This is a genomic window from Luteimonas changyuni (assembly GCF_039548395.1).
Taxonomy (GTDB): Bacteria; Pseudomonadota; Gammaproteobacteria; order Xanthomonadales; family Xanthomonadaceae; genus Luteimonas.
In genome coordinates this window covers 35,557-57,284 of record NZ_JBCLUZ010000020.1, presented here as the reverse complement: position 1 = coordinate 57,284, position 21,728 = coordinate 35,557, and the positions used below count along the sequence as shown (strand labels likewise).

24 protein-coding genes and 1 tRNA gene are annotated in these 21,728 nt (G+C 68.2%); 1 reads left to right on the top strand and 24 read right to left on the bottom strand.

Annotated elements, in window-relative coordinates:
- Positions 1–919 precede the first annotated feature (919 nt).
- Positions 920–2,110, bottom strand: a complete 1,191-nt coding sequence (locus tag WCD84_RS09055) for a tyrosine-type recombinase/integrase (protein WP_343281150.1) — start codon at positions 2,108–2,110, stop codon at positions 920–922.
- A gap of 178 nt (positions 2,111–2,288) precedes the next feature.
- A tRNA-Lys gene (locus WCD84_RS09050) sits at positions 2,289–2,364 on the bottom strand.
- Positions 2,365–2,456: 92 nt separating this feature from the next.
- Between WCD84_RS09050 and WCD84_RS09045 the strand changes: the two genes are divergently transcribed.
- Positions 2,457–2,951: a group III truncated hemoglobin gene (locus WCD84_RS09045; protein WP_343279159.1), complete on the top strand. Its 495-nt coding sequence runs from the start codon at positions 2,457–2,459 to the stop codon at positions 2,949–2,951.
- Here WCD84_RS09045 and queC read toward each other — a convergent pair.
- The 22 genes from queC to WCD84_RS08935 form a co-directional block, all read right to left on the bottom strand.
- The gene (gene queC, locus WCD84_RS09040) at positions 2,939–3,607 is read right to left on the bottom strand and encodes a 7-cyano-7-deazaguanine synthase QueC (RefSeq protein WP_343254209.1); all 669 of its coding nucleotides are present in this window, start codon (positions 3,605–3,607) and stop codon (positions 2,939–2,941) included. The genes WCD84_RS09045 and queC overlap by 13 nt on opposite strands.
- 67 nt (positions 3,608–3,674) lie before the next feature.
- On the bottom strand, positions 3,675–4,361 hold the full coding sequence (gene queE, locus WCD84_RS09035) for a 7-carboxy-7-deazaguanine synthase QueE (RefSeq protein ID WP_343254210.1): 687 nt from the start codon (positions 4,359–4,361) through the stop codon (positions 3,675–3,677).
- 62 nt (positions 4,362–4,423) lie between these two features.
- Positions 4,424–5,272, bottom strand: a complete 849-nt coding sequence (gene ybgF, locus WCD84_RS09030) for a tol-pal system protein YbgF (protein ID WP_343281149.1) — start codon at positions 5,270–5,272, stop codon at positions 4,424–4,426.
- A 92-nt stretch (positions 5,273–5,364) separates the two neighbouring features.
- Complete coding sequence (pal, locus tag WCD84_RS09025; protein WP_343254212.1) at positions 5,365–5,874, bottom strand: peptidoglycan-associated lipoprotein Pal; 510 nt, start codon at positions 5,872–5,874, stop codon at positions 5,365–5,367.
- A gap of 61 nt (positions 5,875–5,935) precedes the next feature.
- A complete protein-coding gene (tolB, locus tag WCD84_RS09020; RefSeq protein ID WP_343254331.1) occupies positions 5,936–7,246 on the bottom strand; it encodes a Tol-Pal system beta propeller repeat protein TolB in 1,311 nt (436 codons plus the stop codon).
- A gap of 230 nt (positions 7,247–7,476) precedes the next feature.
- A complete protein-coding gene (locus tag WCD84_RS09015) occupies positions 7,477–8,445 on the bottom strand; it encodes a cell envelope integrity protein TolA (protein WP_343281148.1) in 969 nt (322 codons plus the stop codon).
- On the bottom strand, positions 8,445–8,885 hold the full coding sequence (gene tolR, locus WCD84_RS09010) for a protein TolR (RefSeq protein ID WP_343254214.1): 441 nt from the start codon (positions 8,883–8,885) through the stop codon (positions 8,445–8,447). Before tolR ends, WCD84_RS09015 begins: the two co-directional genes overlap by 1 nt.
- A 3-nt stretch (positions 8,886–8,888) precedes the next feature.
- A complete protein-coding gene (gene tolQ, locus WCD84_RS09005) occupies positions 8,889–9,695 on the bottom strand; it encodes a protein TolQ (protein WP_449280089.1) in 807 nt (268 codons plus the stop codon).
- Positions 9,692–10,129 (bottom strand): tol-pal system-associated acyl-CoA thioesterase, encoded by a 438-nt coding sequence (gene ybgC / locus WCD84_RS09000; protein WP_343254216.1) that lies wholly within the window; start codon positions 10,127–10,129, stop codon positions 9,692–9,694. The genes tolQ and ybgC overlap by 4 nt, the downstream gene beginning before the upstream one ends.
- A gap of 26 nt (positions 10,130–10,155) precedes the next feature.
- Positions 10,156–11,178, bottom strand: a complete 1,023-nt coding sequence (ruvB, locus tag WCD84_RS08995) for a Holliday junction branch migration DNA helicase RuvB (RefSeq protein ID WP_343281147.1) — start codon at positions 11,176–11,178, stop codon at positions 10,156–10,158.
- A 192-nt stretch (positions 11,179–11,370) separates the two neighbouring features.
- Entirely contained in the window at positions 11,371–12,009 is a 639-nt protein-coding gene (locus tag WCD84_RS08990; protein ID WP_343281146.1) for a cytochrome c3 family protein, read from the bottom strand.
- The gene (locus tag WCD84_RS08985; RefSeq protein ID WP_343281145.1) at positions 12,006–12,539 is read right to left on the bottom strand and encodes a nitrate reductase cytochrome c-type subunit; all 534 of its coding nucleotides are present in this window, start codon (positions 12,537–12,539) and stop codon (positions 12,006–12,008) included. Before WCD84_RS08985 ends, WCD84_RS08990 begins: the two co-directional genes overlap by 4 nt.
- A gap of 1 nt (position 12,540) precedes the next feature.
- On the bottom strand, positions 12,541–15,039 hold the full coding sequence (gene napA, locus WCD84_RS08980) for a nitrate reductase catalytic subunit NapA (protein WP_343281144.1): 2,499 nt from the start codon (positions 15,037–15,039) through the stop codon (positions 12,541–12,543).
- A complete protein-coding gene (locus WCD84_RS08975) occupies positions 15,036–15,338 on the bottom strand; it encodes a chaperone NapD (protein ID WP_343281143.1) in 303 nt (100 codons plus the stop codon). The genes napA and WCD84_RS08975 overlap by 4 nt, the downstream gene beginning before the upstream one ends.
- Positions 15,328–15,837 (bottom strand): ferredoxin-type protein NapF, encoded by a 510-nt coding sequence (gene napF, locus WCD84_RS08970; protein WP_343281142.1) that lies wholly within the window; start codon positions 15,835–15,837, stop codon positions 15,328–15,330. The genes WCD84_RS08975 and napF overlap by 11 nt, the downstream gene beginning before the upstream one ends.
- A 30-nt stretch (positions 15,838–15,867) precedes the next feature.
- On the bottom strand, positions 15,868–16,023 hold the full coding sequence (locus WCD84_RS08965; protein WP_343254223.1) for a periplasmic nitrate reductase, NapE protein: 156 nt from the start codon (positions 16,021–16,023) through the stop codon (positions 15,868–15,870).
- A gap of 81 nt (positions 16,024–16,104) precedes the next feature.
- On the bottom strand, positions 16,105–18,054 hold the full coding sequence (locus WCD84_RS08960) for a potassium transporter Kup (RefSeq protein WP_343281141.1): 1,950 nt from the start codon (positions 18,052–18,054) through the stop codon (positions 16,105–16,107).
- 23 nt (positions 18,055–18,077) lie between these two features.
- On the bottom strand, positions 18,078–18,668 hold the full coding sequence (ruvA, locus tag WCD84_RS08955; protein ID WP_343254225.1) for a Holliday junction branch migration protein RuvA: 591 nt from the start codon (positions 18,666–18,668) through the stop codon (positions 18,078–18,080).
- Complete coding sequence (ruvC, locus tag WCD84_RS08950; protein WP_343281140.1) at positions 18,665–19,201, bottom strand: crossover junction endodeoxyribonuclease RuvC; 537 nt, start codon at positions 19,199–19,201, stop codon at positions 18,665–18,667. Before ruvC ends, ruvA begins: the two co-directional genes overlap by 4 nt.
- 9 nt (positions 19,202–19,210) lie before the next feature.
- Positions 19,211–19,942: a YebC/PmpR family DNA-binding transcriptional regulator gene (locus WCD84_RS08945; RefSeq protein ID WP_343254227.1), complete on the bottom strand. Its 732-nt coding sequence runs from the start codon at positions 19,940–19,942 to the stop codon at positions 19,211–19,213.
- Positions 19,943–20,484: 542 nt separating this feature from the next.
- Positions 20,485–21,162, bottom strand: coding sequence for an alpha/beta fold hydrolase (locus tag WCD84_RS08940; protein WP_343281139.1), 678 nt, complete (start codon positions 21,160–21,162; stop codon positions 20,485–20,487).
- Positions 21,131–21,703 (bottom strand): GNAT family N-acetyltransferase, encoded by a 573-nt coding sequence (locus WCD84_RS08935; protein ID WP_343254229.1) that lies wholly within the window; start codon positions 21,701–21,703, stop codon positions 21,131–21,133. The genes WCD84_RS08940 and WCD84_RS08935 overlap by 32 nt, the downstream gene beginning before the upstream one ends.
- Between the last annotated feature and the right edge of the window lie 25 nt (positions 21,704–21,728).

The window sequence follows — 21,728 nt, the reverse complement described above, 5'->3', positions numbered from 1 at the left end:
TTTGCGAATGCAACCTTGAGACTCTGCGACTGCGGGGTTACGTATGCCATGTTAGATCCATGTTCGGGCAATTTGCATTCTGGCAGAGCTATGAGCTTCTTATCCACTCGGCCAAGCGGCCAAGGAGACATCCCGCTTGTGCGCCTGCGTCCGTCTGGACCCAGGCTGAGAGTTAGCTGGATCGTCCCAACCATGCCCGCAGCCGGATCCCGCAGTTCTGGCGCGGTCCTGCTGCCCGCTGTTCGACTCACTGCCGTCCCCAGTTTTTTCGCAATGGTGCTCCGACCAATTGCATAGGATCGAAGGAGTCGACATGCTCACACTACATGGGCAGATGTTCGGGGACCGGGAACGACGCAAGCGCGCCAGCCAGCTGCTGGAGCTCTTTGTTCTGGCGGACCTCGAACGAATTGCAAGAGCCCTTCAGGATTACCGAGCTGCCGCTGAGGCCCGTGTCAGTGAGCTGCTTGAAGCTGCGCCCCCAGCCATCCGCTCAGCCTGTCTGCGATCCCACCCGGACGCCTGGGTGTTCGGCGTAGACCCAGCGCTGTGGCAGCTGCTCGCACACCAGCACTTCGTAAGCACCTCTCAACCGGGCCAACGCTTCAACCAGAGGGACGTGGCCAACTGGGTCCGCTGCAGCCTCTCCCATGAAAGGTCGCTATATCAGCTGTTCGTAGCCCAGCACGTGCAGCGCGCGGAAGCGCAGAGGGCCGGGTACAACAAGCGAAGGCTGGCCCATTGGGCCATCACTCGTGAGGAGAACGAGCTGATTCCGAACTTCTACAGCCCCGTGAATGACTTCATTGACCGCCTGGAGTCGACAGGCGTCCTTCGAAAGCTCGCCGACCCCATTGGCGAGTGTGAGATACAAGCGCGGCGCTGGTGCTTCACAAGCGGCACTGGAATCACCAGGGAATCAGGCCGCCTGCGCCTTGACTCTCAGTTCGTCCAAATAATCCGCCCACGCCTGCATCATCTTCTTTCGCTCACCCAGATGGGCGGTGCGGTTGTACGCGCGACCAAGTGGATCTCGGACAGCATGGGCGAGCTGATGCTCGATGTAGTCGGGCCGAAAGCCCAGCACCTCGTCCAGGACGGTGCGTGCCATCGCCCGAAACCCGTGGCCGGTAATCGTCTCGCTATCAAAGCCCAAGTATCTCAGTGCGGCGTTGACGGTGTTCTCGCTCATCGGCCGCTTCGAATTGCGGACGCCGGGAAACACGAAGGGGCTTCGGCTGGTCAGTGGCTTGAGGTCAGACAGAATCTGGATGGCCTGCGTTGCGAGAGGCACGATGTGGGGGGTACCGGTCTTGCTCGCGATGAAGCGCCACTCGGCGCTTTTCAGGTCAACATCGGCCCACTGAGCCTGACGCAGCTCTCCCGGGCGGACAAAGAGCATGGGGGCAAGCTTCAAGGCAGCCTGGGTAACGGGAGATCCCTGGTAGCGGTACATGGCTGCCAGCAGCCCACCTATCTGCTTCGGCTCAGTCACACTCGCAAAATGCGTGCTCTTGGGTTGCTCGAGCGCTCCCGCAAGGCTCTCCGCCGGATTTGTTTGGGCACGACCCGTAGCAATCGCATAGCGGAACACCTGGCCGGCCAATGCCCGAGCTCTATGGGCTGTCTCGACCACGCCCCGGGCTTCCAACTTGCGGAGAGCAGCCAACAAGAGGGGCGCCGTGACCTCGGTGATCGGCACCGGCACGATCGGCGCGAGATCCTTCTCGAGGAGCCTGCGCTCCCGCTCCACCGACCCCGGACTCAGGCCGGCCTTCGCCCTCTTGAGCCGGAGTTCTTCCGCTATAGCCCCGAAAGTTGACTCCGACTGCTCAATGGCAATGGCGCGCTCGATCTTCGCGCTTAGCGCGGGGTTACCGCCCCCCTTTACGAGCGCCCGCAGCCTTTCCCGCTCCGCCCGCGCGGCTGAGAGCCCCATAGTCGGGTACTCGCCCATCGTCACCATGCTCGCGCGTCCGGCAAATCGGTACCGATAGCGCCAGACCTTGGCGCCGCTCGGGCGCACCTCGATGCAGAGGCCATTCGCGTCGGCGATCCGATAGGCCGCTTCCCGCGGCTTGAGGGTACGTACCTTGGTGTCCGTCAGCATGTGTGAGTCAACCGGAAGTGAGTCAGAGCGGGCGACTGGCGCCTTTGACTCACAGGCTGACTCACTTCATGACTGGATTCAAGTGGACCATGCTGGACCATGACGGACAAGAAACCCCGCTCTCGGCGGGGTTTTGCGCTGTCTTCTGGACTTCACTGGACCAGGTTGGACGTGAAGCTGGTGGGCCGTGATGGATTCGAACCATCGACCAGCGGATTAAAAGTCCGATGCTCTACCGGCTGAGCTAACGGCCCCACGAACCGCGAATTATGTCACGCCAAGCCTCCAGCCGCAGGCGTGACCTGGGTCAAGGCTGCATGCAGCGACGCCGGCGGATACTGGGGCCATGGCCTTTTCCGACCCCCGTCCCGCGGCGGCCGCTGACTCCGCGCACCTGCCCGACGAAGCCGGCATCACCCGGCTGGTCCACGCCTTCTATGCCCGTGCCCGCGTCGACTGGCTGCTGGGCCCGGTATTCGAGGCCACGGTGGAGGACTGGGACGCGCACCTCGACACCCTGGTCCGCTTCTGGTGCTCGGTGCTGCTGCGCGCGGGGAGCTATCGCGGCAACCCGATGGCCGCGCACCGCCCGTTGGGCGTGGACGACCAGCATTTCGCGCGCTGGCTGGCGCTCTGGGACGTAACCGCGCGCGAGGTGCTGCCGAAGGCGCAGGCCCGGCACGTGTTCGAAACCGCGCAGCGCATCGGCAGCTCGCTGCGCATCGGCCTGGAAATCGATCCGCTGCGCCGTCTGCGGCGCGCCAGTGATGAGCCCGGTTGCCTGCACCGTCGTGGCGACGGCGCGGGCGGGAGTTCCGACCCCGGACCTCAGCCGACGTAGCGCGTCGTGTCCGGGGCACCGGCGGCCGTGAACCCTTCGGCGCGCAGCACGCAGGCATCGCAATGCCCGCAGGCGCGTCCATCAGCATCTGCGCGGTAGCACGACACCGTCTTCGAGAAGTCCACGCCCAGGCGCAGCCCCTCGCGCACGATGTCACCCTTGGACATGTGCTGCAGCGGCGCGTGCACGCGGATGCCGGCACCGTCCACGCCGGCCTGGGTCGCGAGGTTGGCCAGGCGCTCGAAAGCGTCGATGAACTCGGGCCGGCAGTCGGGATAGCCCGAGTAATCGACGGCGTTGACCCCGCAGAAGATGTCCGCCGCGCCAACCACTTCGGCCCAGCCGAGCGCGATGGACAGCATGATCGTATTGCGCGCCGGCACGTAGGTGACCGGGATGCCGGCACTGCCGGCCTCGGGCACTTCGATGTCGGCAGTCAGGGCCGAGCCGCCGATCGCGCGCAGGTCCACGCTGACCACCTTGTGCGCCACGGCACCCTGGCTCGCGGCCAGGGCGGCGGCGGCTTCGAGTTCCGAGGTGTGGCGTTGGCCATAGGCCACGCTCAGCGCGTGCACCGCGAAGCCCTGCTCGCGGGCCAGGGCGAGGACGACGGCGGAATCCATGCCGCCGGAAACCAGTACCACTGCGTTGTTCAAGATGCGGACTCCGATGATCCGGTGACAAGACCCTGGGCTGGTGCGTGGTGACGCCTCGGCACGCGCCTCACCGCCCCGGCTCGTCGTTCCAGAGGATCTTGTGCAGCTGCATCTGGAAGCGCACCGGCAGGCGATCGGCGACGATCCAGTCGGCGAGTTGGCGCGCCTCCAGCTCGGATTTGCTTGGCGAGAACAGCACGTCGCAGCGCGCGTCCAGCGCATGGCGCGCCATTGCCTCCCGCGCCCACTCGTAGTCGGCGCGGCTGCAGATCACGAACTTGACCTGGTCGTGCGGCGTCAGCAGGTCGACGTTCGACCAGAGGTTGCGTGCGTCCTCGCCGGAACCGGGCGTCTTGATGTCGAGCACGCGGGAAACGCGGGGATCGACCTCGCCGATGTCCAGCGCGCCGGAGGTTTCCAGCGACACGACGTAGCCGGCATCGCACAGCCGCCGCAGCAGGCCGATGCAGCGTTTTTGCGCCAGCGGCTCGCCGCCGGTCACGCAGACATGGCGCACGCCGTGGCCGGCGACTTCGGCAAGGATCGCGTCCACGTCGTGCCACTGGCCACCATGGAAGGCATAGGCGGTGTCGCAGTAGGTGCAGCGCAGCGGACAGCCGGTCAGGCGCACGAACACGGTCGGCCAGCCGGCGTCGCGCGCTTCGCCCTGCAGCGACAGGAAAATCTCGGTGATGCGGAGCCGGTCGGGGGCCACGACGCTGGCCGCGCCGGTCTCGGCGAGAGGGATATTCATGGCCTTCATTGTAACGCGCGGCCCGGCGGCGCCCGGCCCGTGGGCGTCGCGCCGCGCGGCGTTCAGCGCAGGCTGTTGAGCTGGATCGAGCGCAGCCGGTCGTCGGCGGTGCGGGCGGCGTCGGTGCCCGGGTATTGCTCGATGACGCGGGCCAGGGTGGCCTCGGCGGCAACCAGGTCCCGCTGTCCGTACTGCGACAGGCCGATCTTCAGCAGCGAACCGGGCGCCTTGTCGTGGGTCGGCCAGCGCTGGAGGATGGCTTCGAACTGCGCCTGCGCGCGCGCGTAGTCCTGGGTGACGTAGTAGCTCTCGCCCAGCCAGTACGTCGCGTTGGGCGCGTAGGAGCCGGTCGGGTACAAGCCCAGGAACTCGTTGAACAGGCCCGCCGACTGTTCGTAGTCGCCTGCACGCAGCGCGGCGAAGGCGGTTTCATAGGCGCTGCGCTCGTCGGCGGCGTTGGCCAGCAGGCCGGCGTCGCCGAACACCACCGGGGCGCGCTCTGCCGGCGCCGTGGCCGGCGTGCGCGCAGCGGCCGCACCCGAGGCAGCGGATGCGCTGGCCGCCGGGGTGGCCGCCGCTGGTGCAGCGGCGCCGGCGTCCGCGGGCGCCCCGCCTTCGATCCGGTTCAGGCGGTCGTCGACGTCGAGATACTGGTTGCGCATCGCGGTCTCGAGCGCCTGGTTCTGCTGCTGCAGCTCCTCGACCTGTCCACGCAGCTCACGCAGTTCGCTGCGCATCGCGGTGAGCTGGTTGAGAAGGTCGATGTTGCCCTGGTTGTTGGCGGCCTGTGATTCGAGCGCGGCCACGCGTTCACCCAGGCTGGCGCGCTGCGCGGCGGCGGGTGGCGCCACCAGTGCCGCCGACACGGCGGCAACGAGGACGAAGCTGGTCAGGAAGTGGCTGCGGGTCATGGTCTTGGCATCTGATGTTCGGACTTCATAAAGACAATCGGCAGCTGGCGGGGTTCCCGCCAGCTGCCGACGTGTTGCTGCCGTGCCGCCGATCAACGGGCGGTGTAGGTGATCTCCACCCGACGGTTCTGCGCCCAGCAATCCTCGCTCGAGGCGGTGCAGGTCGGGCGCTCTTCGCCGTAGCTGGTCACGGTCTGCTGGCCGGCGGAACCGCCGTTGGCCTGCAGCGCGGACGACACACCGTTGCCGCGGCGCTCGCCGAGGCCGAGGTTGTAGTCACGGCTGCCGCGCTCGTCGGCATGGCCTTCAAGCGTGATGCGGGCCGAAGGACGGTCGCGCAGGTACTTGGCATGGCAGGCCATTGCCGCCTGGAACTCCGGACGCACCGACTCCTGGTCGAAATCGAAGTAGATGGTGCGCTGGCGCAGGCACGCGTCGGTGTCCAGGTCCTCGGGACCGTAGGCACCCGGCGTGGTGGCCGGCTGGGTGGTGGTGGGGGTGGTGGGGGTAGCGGTCGGGACTTCTTCCTTGACCTTCTTGGTGCAGGCAACGGCGGCCGTGCAGAGCAGGGCCGTGAGCAGAACGCGGGTTGTGGTCTTCATCTCTCGTCGATCCTTCAGATGGGCAGTACTTCACATTGCTGTATCGGCCGTGCACGCGATGTCAGCGCTCGCGGTACGGTCCCCACGCCGGCTCGCGGACGTTACCGTCGGCAAGTACCAGCCGCTGGCGCACGCGTCCGTCGGCGGAAACGGCATACAGGACTCCCCTGCTGCCTTCCCTGCCCGCGTAAAGCACCATGCTGGCGTTCGGGGCGAAGCTCGGCGATTCGTCGAGCGACCCTGGCGACAGCGTGGACCAGCGCGGCGTGCCGAGGCTGCGGTCCAGCAACGCAATACGGTATACGTTTCCTGAACCCTGCGCCACGGCGATCTTTTTATCGTCGAACGAAACCGTCGGGCTGGCGTTGTAATTGCCCTGGAACGTCGCCCGGGTCGCGCTGCCGCCGGAGGCCGGCACCTGGTAGACCTGCGGCCTGCCGCCGCGGTCGGAGGTGAAGTAGATGCTGCGCCCGTCGGCGCTCCAGGTCGGTTCGGTATCGATGCCGATCTGGGTGGTGAGCTGGGTCAGGGCCTTGCTGCCGAGGTCCATCACGTAGATCTCGGGGCTGCCGCTGCGCGACAGGGTCAGCGCCAGTCTGCTGCCATCGGGCGAAAACGCCGGCGAACTGTTGATGCCGCGGAAGCTCGCCACCCGCTCGCGGGCGCCGGTGCCCAGGTCCTGGATGTAGATGGCCGAATTGTTGTTGTGTTCGAAGGAAACGTAGGCCAGCTTGCGGCCGTCGGGACTCCAGTCGGGCGACATCAGCGGTTCGGTCGAGCGCACCACCACCTGCGGGTTGTAGCCGTCGGCGTCGGCAACCATCAGCGCGTAGTTGATGTTCGCGCCGGTGCCGGTGGAGGTCACGTAGGCGATGCGGGTCCAGAAGGCGCCGCGCACGCCCAGGATCTTCTCGTAGATGGCGTCGGCGATCTGGTGGCCGACATCGCGCATGGCGTTGGCGCGGCCGGTCATGGCCACGCCGAGCAGGCGCTCCTGCTTGGCCACGTCGAACAGTTCGTACTCGACCCGGAATGCGCCGCCGCCGGCATCGACCACGCGCCCGACCACGAGGAAGTCCTGCTTGAGCGTGCGCCAGGTGGCGTAATCCACCTCGCCGCCGCGGGTCGGCCTGTCGACCATGTCCTGCTCGGGCAGGCCGCGGAACTGGCCGGAGCGCGCGAGGTCCTCGCGCACCACGCGCGCGACGTCGGTGTCCGGAGCCGCGCCGGCACCGAGGTAGGGCATGGGCACCACCGCGATCGGAAGCGCCTGGGCGTTGCCGCCGACGATATCGATCTCGAGGCCGCCCTGCTGCGCGAAGGCGGCGAACGGCAGGAGGAGTGCAAGGCAGGCGACGAACCACGCGCGCATGGTGGCCGGCCGGCGATGGGATCGGGTCATGTAACAGGCTCCGTGAGGGACTGCGGAAGGGTGACAGCATGGCCGTGAAGGCGCTCACAAGGATGAACGGATTCCGGCTCTTGTGGGAGCCGTCATGCCGACGATGCGGCTTGCTGTTGTGGGAGCCGCTATAGCGGCGATGCCTTTCCCCGCGGCAATCGCGGCCATGGCCGCTCCCACAGTGCGCTCGGCGCCCGGGCTCAGCGGTCCTGGGCTTCGAAGTTGAGGTTGAGGGTGCGGTTGAATACGCTTTCAAAGCCGGCGTAGGGCAAGGGCTGGGCCTTGAGCACCGCGGCCTCGACCGAGCGGCGGCCCAGGTCGTCGAAGGGGCAGGACGGCGAAACCTCGGCCCTGACGACCGTGCCGCCGCGCACCTGGGTGATCGTGATCCGGCACCGCTGTCCGAGCGGCACGTTGTCCGGCCGCGTCCAGTTGCCGAGGATCGCCTCCATGATCGCGGCTTGATACTGGGCCTGCAGGCCAGCGTCGACGCCCTCGTTGCCGGGCGGTGGCGTGCCGGCCGACGACGCCTGCTCCGACGCCTGCTCCGCCCTGCTCTGCGCGATCCGCTCCTGGTTGCGCTCGAGCTGCTCACGCTCGCGCCGCACCTGGTCCTGCTGGCGACGCAGCTCGGCGAGCTTCTGCTGCTGGGCCAGGCGGCGCTTCTGCTCGGCCTCTTCCTCGCGCTTGCGCTCGGTCAGGTCGATCTGCTCCTGGCGGCGCTTCGCCTCCGCTTCGCGTTCGGCCGTCTCGCGCGCAATCGCGTCGCGGCGCACCTCTTCCTGGTCCACGGGCGAAGGCTCGGGCACCTGCACCTGCGGGGTCGGCTGCGGCTCCACGGGTGCGTCTTCGGGCAGCGGCACCGGGATCGGCTGCGGCTCGGGCGCCGCATCCTCGACCACGACCGGATCCGGCTCGGGAACCGGCTCACGCTCGGGCGGCACCGGCTCCGGCGGCGCCGGTTCGGGGCGGTTGCGCAGGGTCTGCTGCATTGCCGCCGACAGGTCGCTGCCGTCGATCAGCTCGGCGCTGATCGGCGAGCCCGCGGCCGACGGCGGTGCAGCGTCCCGCGTCCACCACACGCCCGCCAACATCAGCGCGAACAGAGCGACGTGGAGCAGCACGGCCAGCACCACCGCGCGCGTGGTATCGGCGCGTTCCTCCCGCATCAGGGTGCGCCGCCCTGCCTGGGATCGCTCATCAGGCCGACGCGCTCCACGCCCGCGTTCTGCAGCAGCACCATCGCGTCCATCACGTTCTGGTAGCTGCCGGCGCCGTCGGCGGCGACGAACACCGCCACGTCGGCGTTGTTGGCCACCAGCGCGCGAACCTTGGCGGTGAGCGTGGTCGGGTCGACGGCCTCGTTGCTGCCGGCTTCAACGGCAAGGAAATAGTTGCCGCCCGCATCCACGCTCACCACCACCGGATCCTTCTGCTCGGTGATCGACTTGGCATTGGATTCGGGCAGCTGCACGTCGACGCCGAGGTTCATCAGCGGCGCGGTGACCATGAAGATGATCAACAGCACCAGCATCACGTCGATGTAGGGCACGACGTTGATTTCGTTCTTGAGCTGGCGGCGCTTGCCGCGGCGGGACCGGACGGCCATGGATCAAGCCTCGCCGGCCGAGGACTGGCGCTCCAGGATCGAGGAGAACTCCTCGGAGAACGCGTCGTAGCGCCCGGCGACGCGCTCGACCTTGGTCGCGAAGCGGTTGTAGGCCCAGACCGCCGGGATCGCCGCGAACAGGCCCATGGCGGTCGCGATCAGCGCCTCGGAGATGCCCGGGGCGACGCTTGCGATGGTCGCTTCCTTGACGTTCACCAGGCCCTGGAACGCGATCATGATTCCCCACACGGTGCCCAGCAGGCCGACGTAGGGCGCGATCGAGCCGACGTTGGCGAGGAACTCCAGGTTGTGCTCAAGCCCGTCGAGCTCGCGCGAGCTGGCCACGCGCATGCCGCGCTGGGCGCCTTCCAGCTTGGCCCGGCTGTCGCCGCCGCGGCGCTGGCCGCTGCGGCTGTACTCGCGGAAGCCGGCTTCGAAGATCGCTTCCAGGCCCTCGACCTCACGGTTGCGCTCGCTGGCGGCGCTGTAGAGCTTGCCGAGGTCGGCGCCCGACCAGAAGCGCTCCTCGAAGCGGTCGGCCTCCTTCTCGGCGCGATCGATCAGGCGCTTCTTGCGGAAGATGATCACCCACGAGGCGATCGAGGCGAACAGCAGCACCAGCATGACCAGCTGCACCGGCAGCGATGCGTGCAGGATCAGGTGCAGCAGGTCGAGCTCGCCGCCGGTGGTCGGCACGGCCGCGGCCTGGGTGGCGGCGTCCGCGGCCAGCGCCACGGCGTCCGCCGGTGCGTCCTCCGGCAGGGGTTCGACGCTGCTCACCTGCATCAGGATGGCCGTTGCACTCATCAATCTTGCTCCGCGTTGGATTCGAGGGATTTGAACTGTTCGTACAGATGGTCCGGGAGCGCCCGCGGCCGGAAGCTGCGCGCGTCGATCGCCGCGACCCGCACCCGCGCCGACGCCAGCCGCTCGCCGTCGCGCCGCACCTCCTGTGCGAACTCCACGCTGGCCCGGCGCACCCGCGCCAGCGCCACGGTGACCTCGAGCGCGTCGTCCAGGCGTGCAGGCCAACGGAAATCGAGCTGCATGTCACGCACCGCGAACACCAGGTCCTGGCCATCGATCATGGCCTGCTGCCCGTAGCCCAGGCTGCGCATCCATTCGCTGCGCGCGCGCTCCAGGAAGGCCACGTACCGGGCGTGGTAGACCACGCCACCGGCATCGGTATCTTCCCAGTAGACGCGGGTCGGAAGGCTGAACAGAGGCATTACGGCGGTCCTCATGGCGGGGAATCAGGGCTGGCCGCCGATCAAAACAGGGTTTCGGCAGCCGGCCCCCGCGGCTGCAGGCCGAGGTGGCGCCAGGCCTTGTGGGTCGCCATGCGGCCGCGGGCGGTGCGCACCAGGAAGCCCTGCTGGATCAGGTAGGGTTCGATCACGTCCTCGAGGGTGCCGCGCTCTTCGCTGAGCGCCGCGGCCAGCGACTCGACGCCCACCGGACCGCCGTCGAAGTTCTCGATGATCAGGTTGAGCAGCCGGCGGTCGAGGTTGTCGAAACCCTCGGGATCGACCTTGAGCATTTCCATGGCCGCATCCGCGACCTCCTTGTCGATGTGGCCGGCGGCGCGCACCTGGGCGTAGTCGCGCACCCGGCGCAGCAGGCGGTTGGCGATGCGCGGGGTGCCGCGCGAGCGCCGCGCGATTTCGTCGGCGCCTTCGGGCGCGCAGTCGATGCCGAGGATCTGCGCCGAGCGGCGCACGATCCGGGTCAGCTCGGCGGCGCTGTAGAACTCCAGGCGCTGGACGATGCCGAAGCGGTCGCGCAGCGGCGCGGTCAGCAGCCCCGCGCGCGTGGTGGCGCCGATCAGCGTGAAGGGCGGCAGGTCGAGCTTGATCGAGCGCGCGGCCGGGCCCTCGCCGATCATGATATCGATCTGGAAATCCTCCATCGCCGGGTACAGCACCTCCTCGACCACGGGCGAGAGGCGGTGGATTTCGTCGATGAACAGCACGTCGTGCGGCTGGAGGTTGGTCAGCAGCGCCGCCAGGTCGCCGGCCTTTTCGATCACCGGGCCCGAGGTCGAACGCATGTTGACGCCGAGCTCGTTGGCGATGACGTGGCTGAGCGTGGTCTTGCCCAGGCCCGGCGGGCCGAAGATCAGCACATGGTCCATGGCTTCGCCGCGTTTCCTCGCGGCCTCGATGTAGATCGACATCTGCTCGCGCACCGGCTGCTGGCCGAGATACTCGTCCAGCCGCTGCGGCCGGATCGAGGCCTCGACGGCGGCGTCTTCCCGGGTCTCCCCGGCGGCGATGATGCGCTCTTCGGTCATGCGCCCATGTTCGCATGCCGGCCGACACAGGCCCATGCCCGACGACACTCCTGTAGGAGCAGCTATAGCTGCGACCCGGCGCCACCGGGCATCCTGGTCGACGGGCGGCACCCCGGTTTATGGGTGGAAATCCGGGTCAACACCGGGTACCTCGGTCGCAGCTATAGCTGCTCCTACGGAGGGGGCGCGCTGTCAGTGGGGGGATGGCAGGGACGGAAGCGACTGCACGCCCTGGGGGACGCCGGTCATGTCGGGCAGCTTGTGGGCGATGCCCTTGTGGCAATCGATGCAGGTCGCCTCGCCGGTGGCCAGGTAGCTGCGGTGGACGAAGGCGGCGCGGCTGGCCTGGCGGGTGAGGTCCATCGAGTCGTAGTCGTGGCAGTTGCGGCATTCAAGCGAGTCGTTGGCCTTGAGCCGGTCCCATTCGTGCTGGGCCAGCTTCAGCCGGTTGTCCAGGAACTTCTCGCGGGTGTCGATGGTGCCGAAGATGTTGCCCCAGACCTCCTTGGAGGCCTGCATCTTGCGGGCCATCTTGTCGGTCCAGTCGTGCGGCACGTGGCAGTCGGGACAGGTCGCGCGCACGCCGGAGCGGTTGGTGTAGTGGATGGTGCTCTTCAGCTCCTCGAACACGTTGGCTTCCATCTCGTGGCAGCTGGTGCAGAAGACCTCGGTATTGGTGGCCTCCAGCGCGGTGTTGAAGCCGCCCCAGAACACGATGCCGGCGATGAAGCCGCCCATGGTCAGGAAGCCCAGGCTCAGGTACCTGGCCGGCCGGTTGAACTGGCCCCAGAGCGACACCAGGCCGTCGCGGCCACGGCGCAGCAGCCTCATTGCACGCGCTCCGAGCGCAGCACCTCGTCGATGTCGCGGAAGCCGTTGGCCACCAGCGGCCGGGCGTTGGTCTGGGTGACATGGCACTGCACGCAGAAGTAGCGGCGCGGCGAGACCTCGGCCAGGAACTGGTCGTCACGGTCCATGTAGTGGGTGACGCTGACCGGCGGCGCCTGGAACTGGGCCGCGTTGCTGCGCGCATGGCAGAGCATGCAGCGGTTGGAGTTCAGGTCCACCTGGTAGCCGTCGATGCTGTGCGGGATGGTCGGCGGCTGCATCGGGTAGGCGCGGCCGCGGGTCATGTCGAAGTTCTCCACGGTGGCCATCGGCAGCGGCGTGATCTCGCTGAGGATGGGGACGTTGCGACGCAGGTTGTCGATGTCCTGTGCCGGGTTGCCGCGGGCGCTGATCGCCGGCGCGGGCGGCCGGATTTCAGGCGCGGGATCGCGGTCGCCGCAGGCTGCGAGCAGCAGCGGCAGCACGACCGCGGCCAGCACGGGGAGGAAGGCGTGGATCGGCATCCGGCGCATGTCAGGCTCCCACCGCGACGACCTTCGCCGCGCACTTCTTGAAGTCGGTCTGCTTGGAGATCGGATCGGTCGCGTCCAGCGTGACCTTGTTGATCAACTGCGCGGCGTCGAACCAGGGCACGAACACCACGCCCCGCGGCATGCGGTTGCGGCCACGGGTCTCCACGCGGGTGCGCATCGCACCGCGGCGCGAAGCCACTTCCACCTCGTCGCCACGCTTCAGCCCGCGCTCGCGCGCATCATCGGGATGCATGAACACCACCGCCGACGGCACGGCCTTGTACAGCTCCGGGATGCGCATGGTCATCGAGCCAGAATGCCAGTGCTCCAGCACGCGGCCGGTGACCAGCCACAGGTTGTATTCCTCGTCCGGCGATTCCGCGGGCGGCTCGTACGGCAGCGCCCAGATCACCGCGCGGCCGTCCGGATTGCCGTAGAACTCGAAGCCGGTGCCCGGCGTCACGTAGGGGTCGGCGCCCTCGCGGTAGCGCCAGCGCGTCTCCTTGCCGTCCACCACCGGCCAGCGCAGCCCGCGCTCCTGGTGGTAGCGGTCGAAGGGTGCGAGGTCGTGCGCGTGGCCGCGGCCGAACTCGGCGTATTCCTCGAACAGGCCCTTCTGCACGTAGAAGCCAAAGGCATCGGCCTCGTGGTTGGCGTAGCCGTCTTCGATCTCGTCCACGCCGAAGGCATCGACCTTGCCGTTGCGGTACAGCACCTCGTAAAGCGTCTTGCCGCGGAACTCCGGATTGGCCGCAAGGATGTCTTCCGGCCAGCACTCGTCGGTGGTGAAGCGCTTGGAGAACTCCATCAGCTGCCACAGGTCGGACTTCGCCTCGCCGGGCGCATCGACCAGCTGGTGCCAGAAGTGGGTGCGGCGCTCGGCGTTGCCGTAGGCACCCTCCTTTTCCACCCACATCGCCGTGGGCAGGATCAGGTCGGCGGCCTGGCAGGTGACCGTGGGATAGGCATCGGAGACCACGATGAAATTGTCCGGGTTGCGATAGCCCGGATAGCCCTCTTCGAGGATGTTCGCCCCCGCCTGCAGGTTGTTGTTGACCTGCACCCAGTAGGCGTTGAGCTTGCCGTCCTTGAGCGCGCGGTTCTGCTCGACCGCGTGATAGCCGGGCTTGTCCTTGATGATCCCGCGCGGGATCTTCCAGATGTCCTCGGCCATGGCGCGATGGTCGGGATTGGTCACCACCATGTCCGCCGGCAGCCGGTGGCTGAACGTGCCGACCTCGCGCGCGGTGCCGCAGGCGGAAGGTTGCCCGGTCAGCGAGAACGGGCTGTTGCCCGGGGTCGCGATCTTCCCGGTCAGGAGGTGGATGTTGTAGACCATGTTGTTGGCCCAGGTGCCGCGCGTGTGCTGGTTGAAGCCCATGGTCCAGAAGGACATCACCTTGATGTCGGGATCGGCGTACAGCTCGGCCAGCTTTTCCAGCCAGCCGCGCTCGACGCCGCTCATCTCGACGGCCTTCTCGAGCGTATAGGGCGCCACGAAGCGCGCGAATTCGTCGAAGTCGATCGGCGTGCCGCCGTTGGCGTCGCCGGCGTTCTTCGCCGCCATCTCCAGCGGATGCTCGGGGCGCAGGCCGTAGCCGATGTCGTCGTTGCCGCGCTTGAACGTGGTGTGTTTGTCGACGAAGTCCTTGTTGACCCGGCCCGACTGGATGATGTGGTTGGCGATGTAGTTCAGGATCACGAGATCCGTCTGCGGCGTGAACACCATCGGGATGTCGGCCAGGTCGAAGCTGCGGTGCTCGTAGGTCGACAGCACCGCGACCTTGACGTGCGGGTTCGACAGCCGGCGGTCGGTGACCCGCGTCCAGAGGATCGGGTGCATCTCGGCCATGTTCGAGCCCCAGAGCACGAAGGCATCGGCGGCCTCGATGTCGTCGTAGCAGCCCATCGGCTCGTCCATGCCGAAGGTGCGCATGAAGCCCGTGACTGCCGACGCCATGCAGTGGCGCGCATTGGGATCGATGTGGTTGCTGCGGAAGCCGGCCTTCATCAGCTTGTTGGCGGCGTAACCCTCCCAGACCGTCCACTGCCCGGAGCCGAACATGCCGATGGCGTCGCTGCCCTTGGCCTTCAGCGTCGCCCTGAACTTCTCCTCCATCACGTCGAAGGCCTCGTCCCAGCCCACCGGGGTGAAGTCGCCTTCCTTGTCGTAGACGCCATTCGTCTTGCGCAGCAGCGGCGTGGTCAGGCGATCGGTGCCGTACATCACCTTGGACAGGAAGTAGCCCTTGACGCAGTTGAGCCCGCGGTTGACCTCGGCCTTGACGTCGCCGTGGGTGGCGACCACGCGGCCGTTGCGCACGGCGACGTTGATGCCGCAGCCGGTGCCGCAGTAGCGGCACGGCGCCTTGCTCCACTTCAGACCCTTGTCATCCTCGACCACCGCCTCGGCGGCGCCGCCGGGCACCGGCAGTCCGGCGGCGACGGCGGCGCTGGCAATGGCGCTGGTGCGGATGAATTCGCGACGGCTGGTGGTCATCCGGTGGACTCCTGGGTGGCAGATGCGGGGACATCGCCGGGCAGCGGCGGCCGCTCGACGTGGTGATAGACAAGGTTGACGGTGACCACGCCAGGCAGCGCCTGCAGCATGTCGATGTTGGCCATCAGGCCGGCGGTGCCGTGGCTTTCCTGCACCAGCACGCTGCGCGTGTCGTCCTGGATGGCGAGCTCGAGCCCCTCGGCCAGAGCGATGGCTTTGGCAAGCCCGGGAATCGCTTCCGGATGGTGGCGAACCAGCAGGCTGGCGAGGTGCCATTCGCGCTCGGCATCAGAGTTCATCAGCTGCTCCCTGCCGGCCGGGCGCCAGCGTGATGGCCGCCGTCGGGCAGCCGGCGACACAGGCACCGCAGCCGGTGCAGCGATCGGCAGCCACGTGCGGCACCGGGACCGTTCGCGTGGGCGGGAAGGTGATCGCCGCCTCGCCGCAGGCGTCGCGGCAGCTTGAACAGACGATGCCGCGCGCGGCCAGGCAGGCATCGCCCACCTGCGCACGCAGCGTCCAGGAAAGCCCAGTGACCGGGCCGAACGCCGAGCGGGTGCATGCCCTTGCGCAGTCACCGCAGAACGTGCATTCCCCGCGCGCCGGATCGAACTCCGGAAGCCGCCCACCCGCGGGCACCAGCACCTGCTCCGGGCACGCGGCAACACAATCCCCACAGCCCGTGCAGGCATCCACGAAGCGGGATTCATCCAGCGCCCACGGCGGGCGCAGCGGCGGCGGCGCATGCAGCCGCCCGCGCAGCAGCGCCCTGCGCCCCAGGTCGGGGGGTTTATTCATGACGGCGTCGGCGAAGGCTGCACCCATGCCTCAACCCGTGGGCGGGCCGGCGACGAACATCTGCCAGAACCACACGGCGAAGCCGTAACCACCCACCACCATCACCGACAGCACCGGAAACAGAACTACGGTGATGAACAGGAACATGTACAACTCGCGGCGCTTGCTCGACTGGCCTGTTTCCAAGGCGCGTCACTCCCTTGCGGAGGGCTGGCTGGCTGGCCCCTAGGTTAGCCCGCTGCCATGAATAGGCCAAGCGGGAATACCTCAGATATCGACCTGCGCCCCCAGCTCCACCAGGCGGTTGCCGGGAATGCGGAAGTACGCATTCGCCGGGGCCGCATTGCGATGCATGACCGCGAACAGCTTGTCGCGCCACACCGGCATGCCCACGCGCCGGCTGGCGACCACGGTCTCGCGGCCGACGAAGTACGTGGTGTCCATCGGGTCGATGTCGAGCCCTTCCATGTCGCAGCCGCGCATCAGCGCCAGCGGCACGTCGGGGATCTCCATGAAGCCGAAGCGCACCGTGACCCGGTAGAAGTCGTCGCCGATCACATGCAGCTCCAGGCGGCGCTCGCGCGGCGCGTAAGGCACGGCCAGCGTTTCGGCGGTCAGGAACAGGTTGCGCTCGTGCAGCACCTTGTTGTGCTTCAGGTTGTGCATGAAGGCGTGCGGCACCACGCCGGGATCGCTGGACATGAAGATCGCCGTGCCCGGCACGCGCACCGGCGGCGCCAGCATCAGGCCGCTGATGAAGGTGTCCAGGCGCAGGCCGCCGGCCTGCACGCCCGCGCGCAGCAGCTGGCGGCCGTGGCGCCAGGTGCGCAGCAGGGTGAACAGCACGATGCCCAGCACCAGCGGGAACCAGCCGCCCTGCATGATCTTGGCGCCGTTGGCGACCACGAACGCGAGGTCGATCACCACGAAGCCCACGCAGCAGGGCAGCACCCAGCGCCGCGCCTTCGGCCACAGCGCGCGCGCCACGATCGCCAGCAGCAGGGTGTCGATCAGCATCGTCATCGACACCGACACGCCGTAGGCCGTGGCCAGCGCCGACGAGGTGCGGAAGGTCAGCACCAGCGCGATCACGATCACCGCCATCGACCAGTTGACGGCGGGGATGTAGATCTGCCCGATGGTCTCGCTGGAGGTGTGCTTGATGTGCATGCGCGGGATGTAGCCCAGCTGCATCGCCTGGCGCGCCACCGAGAAGCCGCCGGTGATCACCGCCTGCGACGCGATCACCGTCGCCAGGGTCGCCAGCACTACCATCGGCCAGCGCCCCCACTCGGGCACGCCGATGAAGAACGGATTGCGGATCGCTTCGGGATCCTCGAGCACCAGAGCGCCCTGCCCCAGATAGTTCAGCATCAGTGCCGGCAGCACGAACCAGTACCAGCCCAGGCGGATCGGGCGCGCGCCGAAGTGGCCCATGTCGGTGTAGATGGCCTCGCCGCCGGTCACCGCCAGCACCACCGCGCCGAGGATGAACACCCCGCCCCAGCTGTGCTCGATGAAAAAGCGTGCGCCCCACCACGGGTTGATCGCTTTCAGCACCTCGGGTTCGTGCAGGATATTGAGCACGCCAAGCGCTGCCAGCACCAAGAACCAGAGGATGGTGATCGGCCCGAACACGCGCCCCACGATCCCGGAGCCGAAGCGCTGGGTGGCGAACAGCGCGCCCAGCACCAGCACCGTGATCGGCACGATCCAGTCGTCGAGTCCCGGCGCCACGACCTCAAGGCCTTCCACCGCCGACAACACGGAGATCGCCGGCGTGATCACGCCGTCGCCGAAGAACAGCGACGCGCCGAACACCCCGAAGATGCCCACCAGGTACACCGACCGCGAACCCGGCTTCAGGCTGCGCTGGGCCAGCGCCATCAGCGCCATGATGCCGCCCTCGCCCTCGTTGTCGGCGCGCATGATGATGGTGACGTACTTGAAGGTCACCACCACCGTCAGCGCCCAGAAGATCAGCGACAGGATGCCGAGCACAGTGTCGTGGTTGGCGGTCAGGCCGTAGTTCTCGCTGAAGGCCATGCGCAGCGTGTACAGCGGGCTGGTGCCGATGTCGCCGAAGACCACGCCGATGGCGCCGACCACCAGCCCGGCCAGCCCGATCCTGCCGCGGCCCTGGCCCGTGCCGTCGCCATGGGCCTGGCCGCGTCCGTCCTGTACCGGAGCGACCGGCTGGGATGTACCTGTTGACATGCGATTGGAGGCGCCGTGCCGGTTCAGCGAAGCGCGGACTGTAGCGCCTTTCGGATGATGGCTTCGGCAGTGTCGCCCTCGGCATGCGCGGTGCGCGCCATGCGCTGGGCTTCCGCCGGCTTGTAGCCGAGCTGCTGCAGGGCCACCGTGGCCTCGCTCAGCGGATCGGCCGCCACGCCGGCCATCGGCATCGCGATCGCACCGCCCATGATCGCCTCGGCGCGGTCGCGCAGTTCGACCACGATGCGCTCGGCGGTCTTCTTGCCGATGCCCGGGATCCGGGTCAGCGCGCTCACGTCGCCAGCCTGTACCAGGCGCGCGAACTCCTCGACGCTGGCGCCGGACAGGATTGCCAGCGCGATCTTCGCGCCGATGCCGGTCACCCGCTGCACGTCGCGGAACAGGCGACGCTCGGCCTCGGACGCGAAGCCGTACAGCGACACCGAATCGTCCTTCTGCGCGTAGTGCGTGAACAGGGAGACTTCCTTGCCCAGCACCGGCAGCTCGTAGAAGGTGCTCATCGGCGCCTCCAGCTCATAGCCGACGCCGTTGACGTCCAGCACCAGCCACGGCGGCGATTTGTGCGCCAGCAGGCCCCTGAGGCGTCCGATCATCTGCGGCTCCAGGCCAGTCGTGCATCGATGCCCATCCGCTGCGCGCTGGCACGGGTATGGGCGTGGGTGATGGCGATGGCCAGCGCGTCGGCGGCGTCCGCCTGCAACCGGCCCTTGAGTCCAAGGATGGCGCCGACCATGTGCTGCACCTGGACCTTGTCCGCGGCGCCGCTGCCGACAAGGGCCAGCTTCACCTGGCGCGCCCCGTACTCGCTCACCGGCAGGTCGTGCATGACCACCGCGCAGATCGCCGCGCCGCGCGCCTGGCCGAGCTTGAGCGCGGAGTCCGCGTTCTTCGACACGAACACCTGCTCGATTGCCACCTCGTCCGGGCGATGTTCCTCGATCACGGCGCGCAGCCCGTCCAGCAGCCTGCGCAGGCGCAGCGGCAGGTCGCCGGGCGCCGCCGCGGCGCGGGCGAGCAGGTCCAGCGGCGCGTGGAACACGTGGGTGCAGCGGCCGGCGGCGTCGACGTCGATGATGCCGACGCCGGTGCGCTGCGAGCCCGGGTCGATGCCGAGGATCCTGGTCACGGGTACAGCTTACGCGTACGCGTCGTCGCCGAGCTCGGCGTTGGAGTACACGGCCTGCACGTCGTCGATGTCCTCGAGCCAGGCCAGCAGCTTGACCACCTGCTGCGCGGTCTCGCCTTCCACCGCCACGTCGTTGTCGGCGCGCATGGTGACCTCGGCATGTCCCGCCGCGACCCCGGCGGCGGCCATGGCGTCGCGTACCGCGCTGAAATCCTCGGGACTGGTGAGCACGTCGATGGCGCCGTCGTCGGGATAGACCACGACGTCATCGGCACCGGCCTCGATCGCGGCGTTGGTGACCGCCTCCTCGTCCGCGCCGGCGTCGTAGCGGAGGATGCCCTGCTTGCGGAACATGAAGGCCACCGAGCCGTCGGTGCCGAGGTTGCCGCCGAACTTGCCGAAGGCATGGCGCACGTCGGCGACGGTGCGGACCTTGTTGTCGGTCAGGCAGTCGACGATCACGGCGACGCCGCCCGGGGCATAGCCCTCGTAGCGGATTTCTTCGTAGTCGACGCCTTCGAGCTCACCGGTGGCCTTCTTGACCGCGCGTTCGATGACTTCCTTGGTCATGTTGGCGGCAAGCGCCTTGTCGATGCCGCTGCGCAGGCGCGGATTTCCCCCGGGGTCTCCACCGCCGGCGCGCGCGGCGACCGAGATCTCGCGGATCAGCTTGGTGAAGACCTTCCCGCGACGCGCGTCTTCTGCGTTCTTGCGGGTTTCGATGGAGGGACCCCTGCCCATGCGTATTACCCATCCTGAAAGTGATTGCAGCGCCCGATTTTACCCCTTTCCCAACTCGCCGAAGGCGCGCGGTACGGCGGGCCGGTGGGTACTCCGTGGGCTGTCCCGCTGCGCGGGCCTTTATGCCCACTGCGCACCCCCCAACCCGCCTTGCAGCGCCTTCCCCGCGGCCTGCCGGAAAGCAACAGCTCGCATCGTCGGCCCTGCCGTTGTAGGAGCAGCTATAGCTGCGATTCCCACATGTCGCGTCATCTCGCCGAAGGCGCGCGGTGCGGCGGGCCGGTGGGTACTCCGTGGGCTGTCCCGCTGCGCGGGCCTTCATGCCCACTGCGCACCCCCCAACCCACCTTGCAGCGCCTTCCCGCAGCCCGCCGAAAAGGTCAAAAGCACGGCGCCTTTGCTCTTCCTACCCCCCACCGCGCTGATGGCAGCGGAGGGTGGGCGGGTATTCCGCCGGCAATAAGGAGCAGCCCCACCGCGACGCCGGCGGAGTACCCGCCCACCCTCCGCCCCCGCCAGCCGCCCCGCCAGCCCCCCCCGCATCAGCCCGGGAAACGACCATCCCGGAGGAAGCCGACCGCCTGGCGTGCTGCTTCGGCCGAGAACAGCAGCCCGCTGTGCGAGGCATCGACGATGACATGGTCGGTAAGTCCCGGGACGCGGGTTTCCTCCATCGCCACGGTGCCGTCGTGGGCGCCCTCGAAGCGCGCAACAAGCGCGCCGAGTCCGCGCGGGCGATTGCCGGCGATCATGCCGACCTCAACGCCGGCGGGCAGGGTCGTGCAGCCGCTGCGCAGGAGCGCCGCGCTGCGGCCGAGATAGAGCGTGGTCAGGGCATGGCGCGAGAGACGTTTGGCCACGCCGCTGCCGCAAAGCGGCGTGCCCAGGCAGACCACGCGCGCGACCGGCAGCGATGGCTCCGCGCGCAATGCTTCCAACGCCATCAGGCCGCCGAGGCTGTGGGCCACGATGTGGGTCGGTGGTCCGTTACGGAGGAGTTCGCGCACGCTCCCGACCGCGGCCCCGGTGCTGCCGATAATGCTGCGGTAACCGAGGATCGCAGTCGTCCAGCCCGCGGACCGCAGCTGCGAAGCGAAGCGCCGCATGGCCAAGGGCGGCATCCACAGGCCGTGGAGCAGGAGGACCTGGCGGACCGCCGGTGTTCCCGTGGATTTCGCCGCGGATGATTCAGGCGCCATCGGAACGGCCATCGCGGCCATGACCGCTCCCACCAGGATCCGGGCGCGATGCGACGCGGCGCAGGATGAACTCGCGGTCCAGGACGCGGCCGACGGGGAACAGGTATTCGCCCACGGCTTCGAAACCCCTGCGGGCATAGAAGCGCTGGGCGCCGAAGTTCTCCGACCACACGCCGATCCACAGCGTGCAGGGGCCGTTGCGCTGCAGCCAGTCCATGACGGCGTCGAACATGCGCGCGCCCCAGCCGCCGTTCTGGTGGGTGGCCATCAGGTACAGGCGCTTGAGTTCGCCGTCGCCGGGCGCGACGTCGGGGTGCGGCAGGCCGCAGGGCCCGGCGGCGGCGTGGCCGACGGCTTCGCCCTCGTCTTCAAGCAGCCAGACCGCGTAGTCGGGGTGCGAGAGGATCACGCGCTGGCGCTCGACCGCATAGGCCTCGTCGATGAAGGCCTGCAGGTCCTCGGGCGGATACAGATGGCCGAAGGTTTCGGTGAAGCTGCGCGCCGCCAGGCTGGACAGCGTCGCGGCGTCTTCGGGGGTGGCTCGGCGGATGGTCGGGGCCATGTCGTATTCCTCCCTGGTGCAGGAG

Coding starts and splice junctions, on each gene's coding strand:
- WCD84_RS08960 (WP_343281141.1), bottom strand. CDS start 18,054: ATGTCAACAGGTACATCCCAGCCGGTCGCTCCGGTACAGGACGGACGC.
- ruvA (WP_343254225.1), bottom strand. CDS start 18,668: ATGATCGGACGCCTCAGGGGCCTGCTGGCGCACAAATCGCCGCCGTGG.
- WCD84_RS08985 (WP_343281145.1), bottom strand. CDS start 12,539: ATGCGCCGGATGCCGATCCACGCCTTCCTCCCCGTGCTGGCCGCGGTC.
- ruvB (WP_343281147.1), bottom strand. CDS start 11,178: ATGACCGAAGAGCGCATCATCGCCGCCGGGGAGACCCGGGAAGACGCC.
- WCD84_RS09055 (WP_343281150.1), bottom strand. CDS start 2,110: ATGCTGACGGACACCAAGGTACGTACCCTCAAGCCGCGGGAAGCGGCC.
- WCD84_RS08940 (WP_343281139.1), bottom strand. CDS start 21,162: ATGGCCGCGATGGCCGTTCCGATGGCGCCTGAATCATCCGCGGCGAAA.
- WCD84_RS09015 (WP_343281148.1), bottom strand. CDS start 8,445: ATGCGGGAGGAACGCGCCGATACCACGCGCGCGGTGGTGCTGGCCGTG.
- WCD84_RS09045 (WP_343279159.1), top strand. CDS start 2,457: ATGGCCTTTTCCGACCCCCGTCCCGCGGCGGCCGCTGACTCCGCGCAC.
- WCD84_RS08975 (WP_343281143.1), bottom strand. CDS start 15,338: ATGAACTCTGATGCCGAGCGCGAATGGCACCTCGCCAGCCTGCTGGTT.
- pal (WP_343254212.1), bottom strand. CDS start 5,874: ATGAAGACCACAACCCGCGTTCTGCTCACGGCCCTGCTCTGCACGGCC.
- tolR (WP_343254214.1), bottom strand. CDS start 8,885: ATGGCCGTCCGGTCCCGCCGCGGCAAGCGCCGCCAGCTCAAGAACGAA.
- ybgC (WP_343254216.1), bottom strand. CDS start 10,129: ATGAGGACCGCCGTAATGCCTCTGTTCAGCCTTCCGACCCGCGTCTAC.
- tolB (WP_343254331.1), bottom strand. CDS start 7,246: ATGCGCGCGTGGTTCGTCGCCTGCCTTGCACTCCTCCTGCCGTTCGCC.
- queE (WP_343254210.1), bottom strand. CDS start 4,361: ATGAATATCCCTCTCGCCGAGACCGGCGCGGCCAGCGTCGTGGCCCCC.
- WCD84_RS08990 (WP_343281146.1), bottom strand. CDS start 12,009: ATGAGGCTGCTGCGCCGTGGCCGCGACGGCCTGGTGTCGCTCTGGGGC.
- WCD84_RS08935 (WP_343254229.1), bottom strand. CDS start 21,703: ATGGCCCCGACCATCCGCCGAGCCACCCCCGAAGACGCCGCGACGCTG.
- ybgF (WP_343281149.1), bottom strand. CDS start 5,272: ATGACCCGCAGCCACTTCCTGACCAGCTTCGTCCTCGTTGCCGCCGTG.
- WCD84_RS08945 (WP_343254227.1), bottom strand. CDS start 19,942: ATGGGCAGGGGTCCCTCCATCGAAACCCGCAAGAACGCAGAAGACGCG.
- napF (WP_343281142.1), bottom strand. CDS start 15,837: ATGAATAAACCCCCCGACCTGGGGCGCAGGGCGCTGCTGCGCGGGCGG.
- napA (WP_343281144.1), bottom strand. CDS start 15,039: ATGACCACCAGCCGTCGCGAATTCATCCGCACCAGCGCCATTGCCAGC.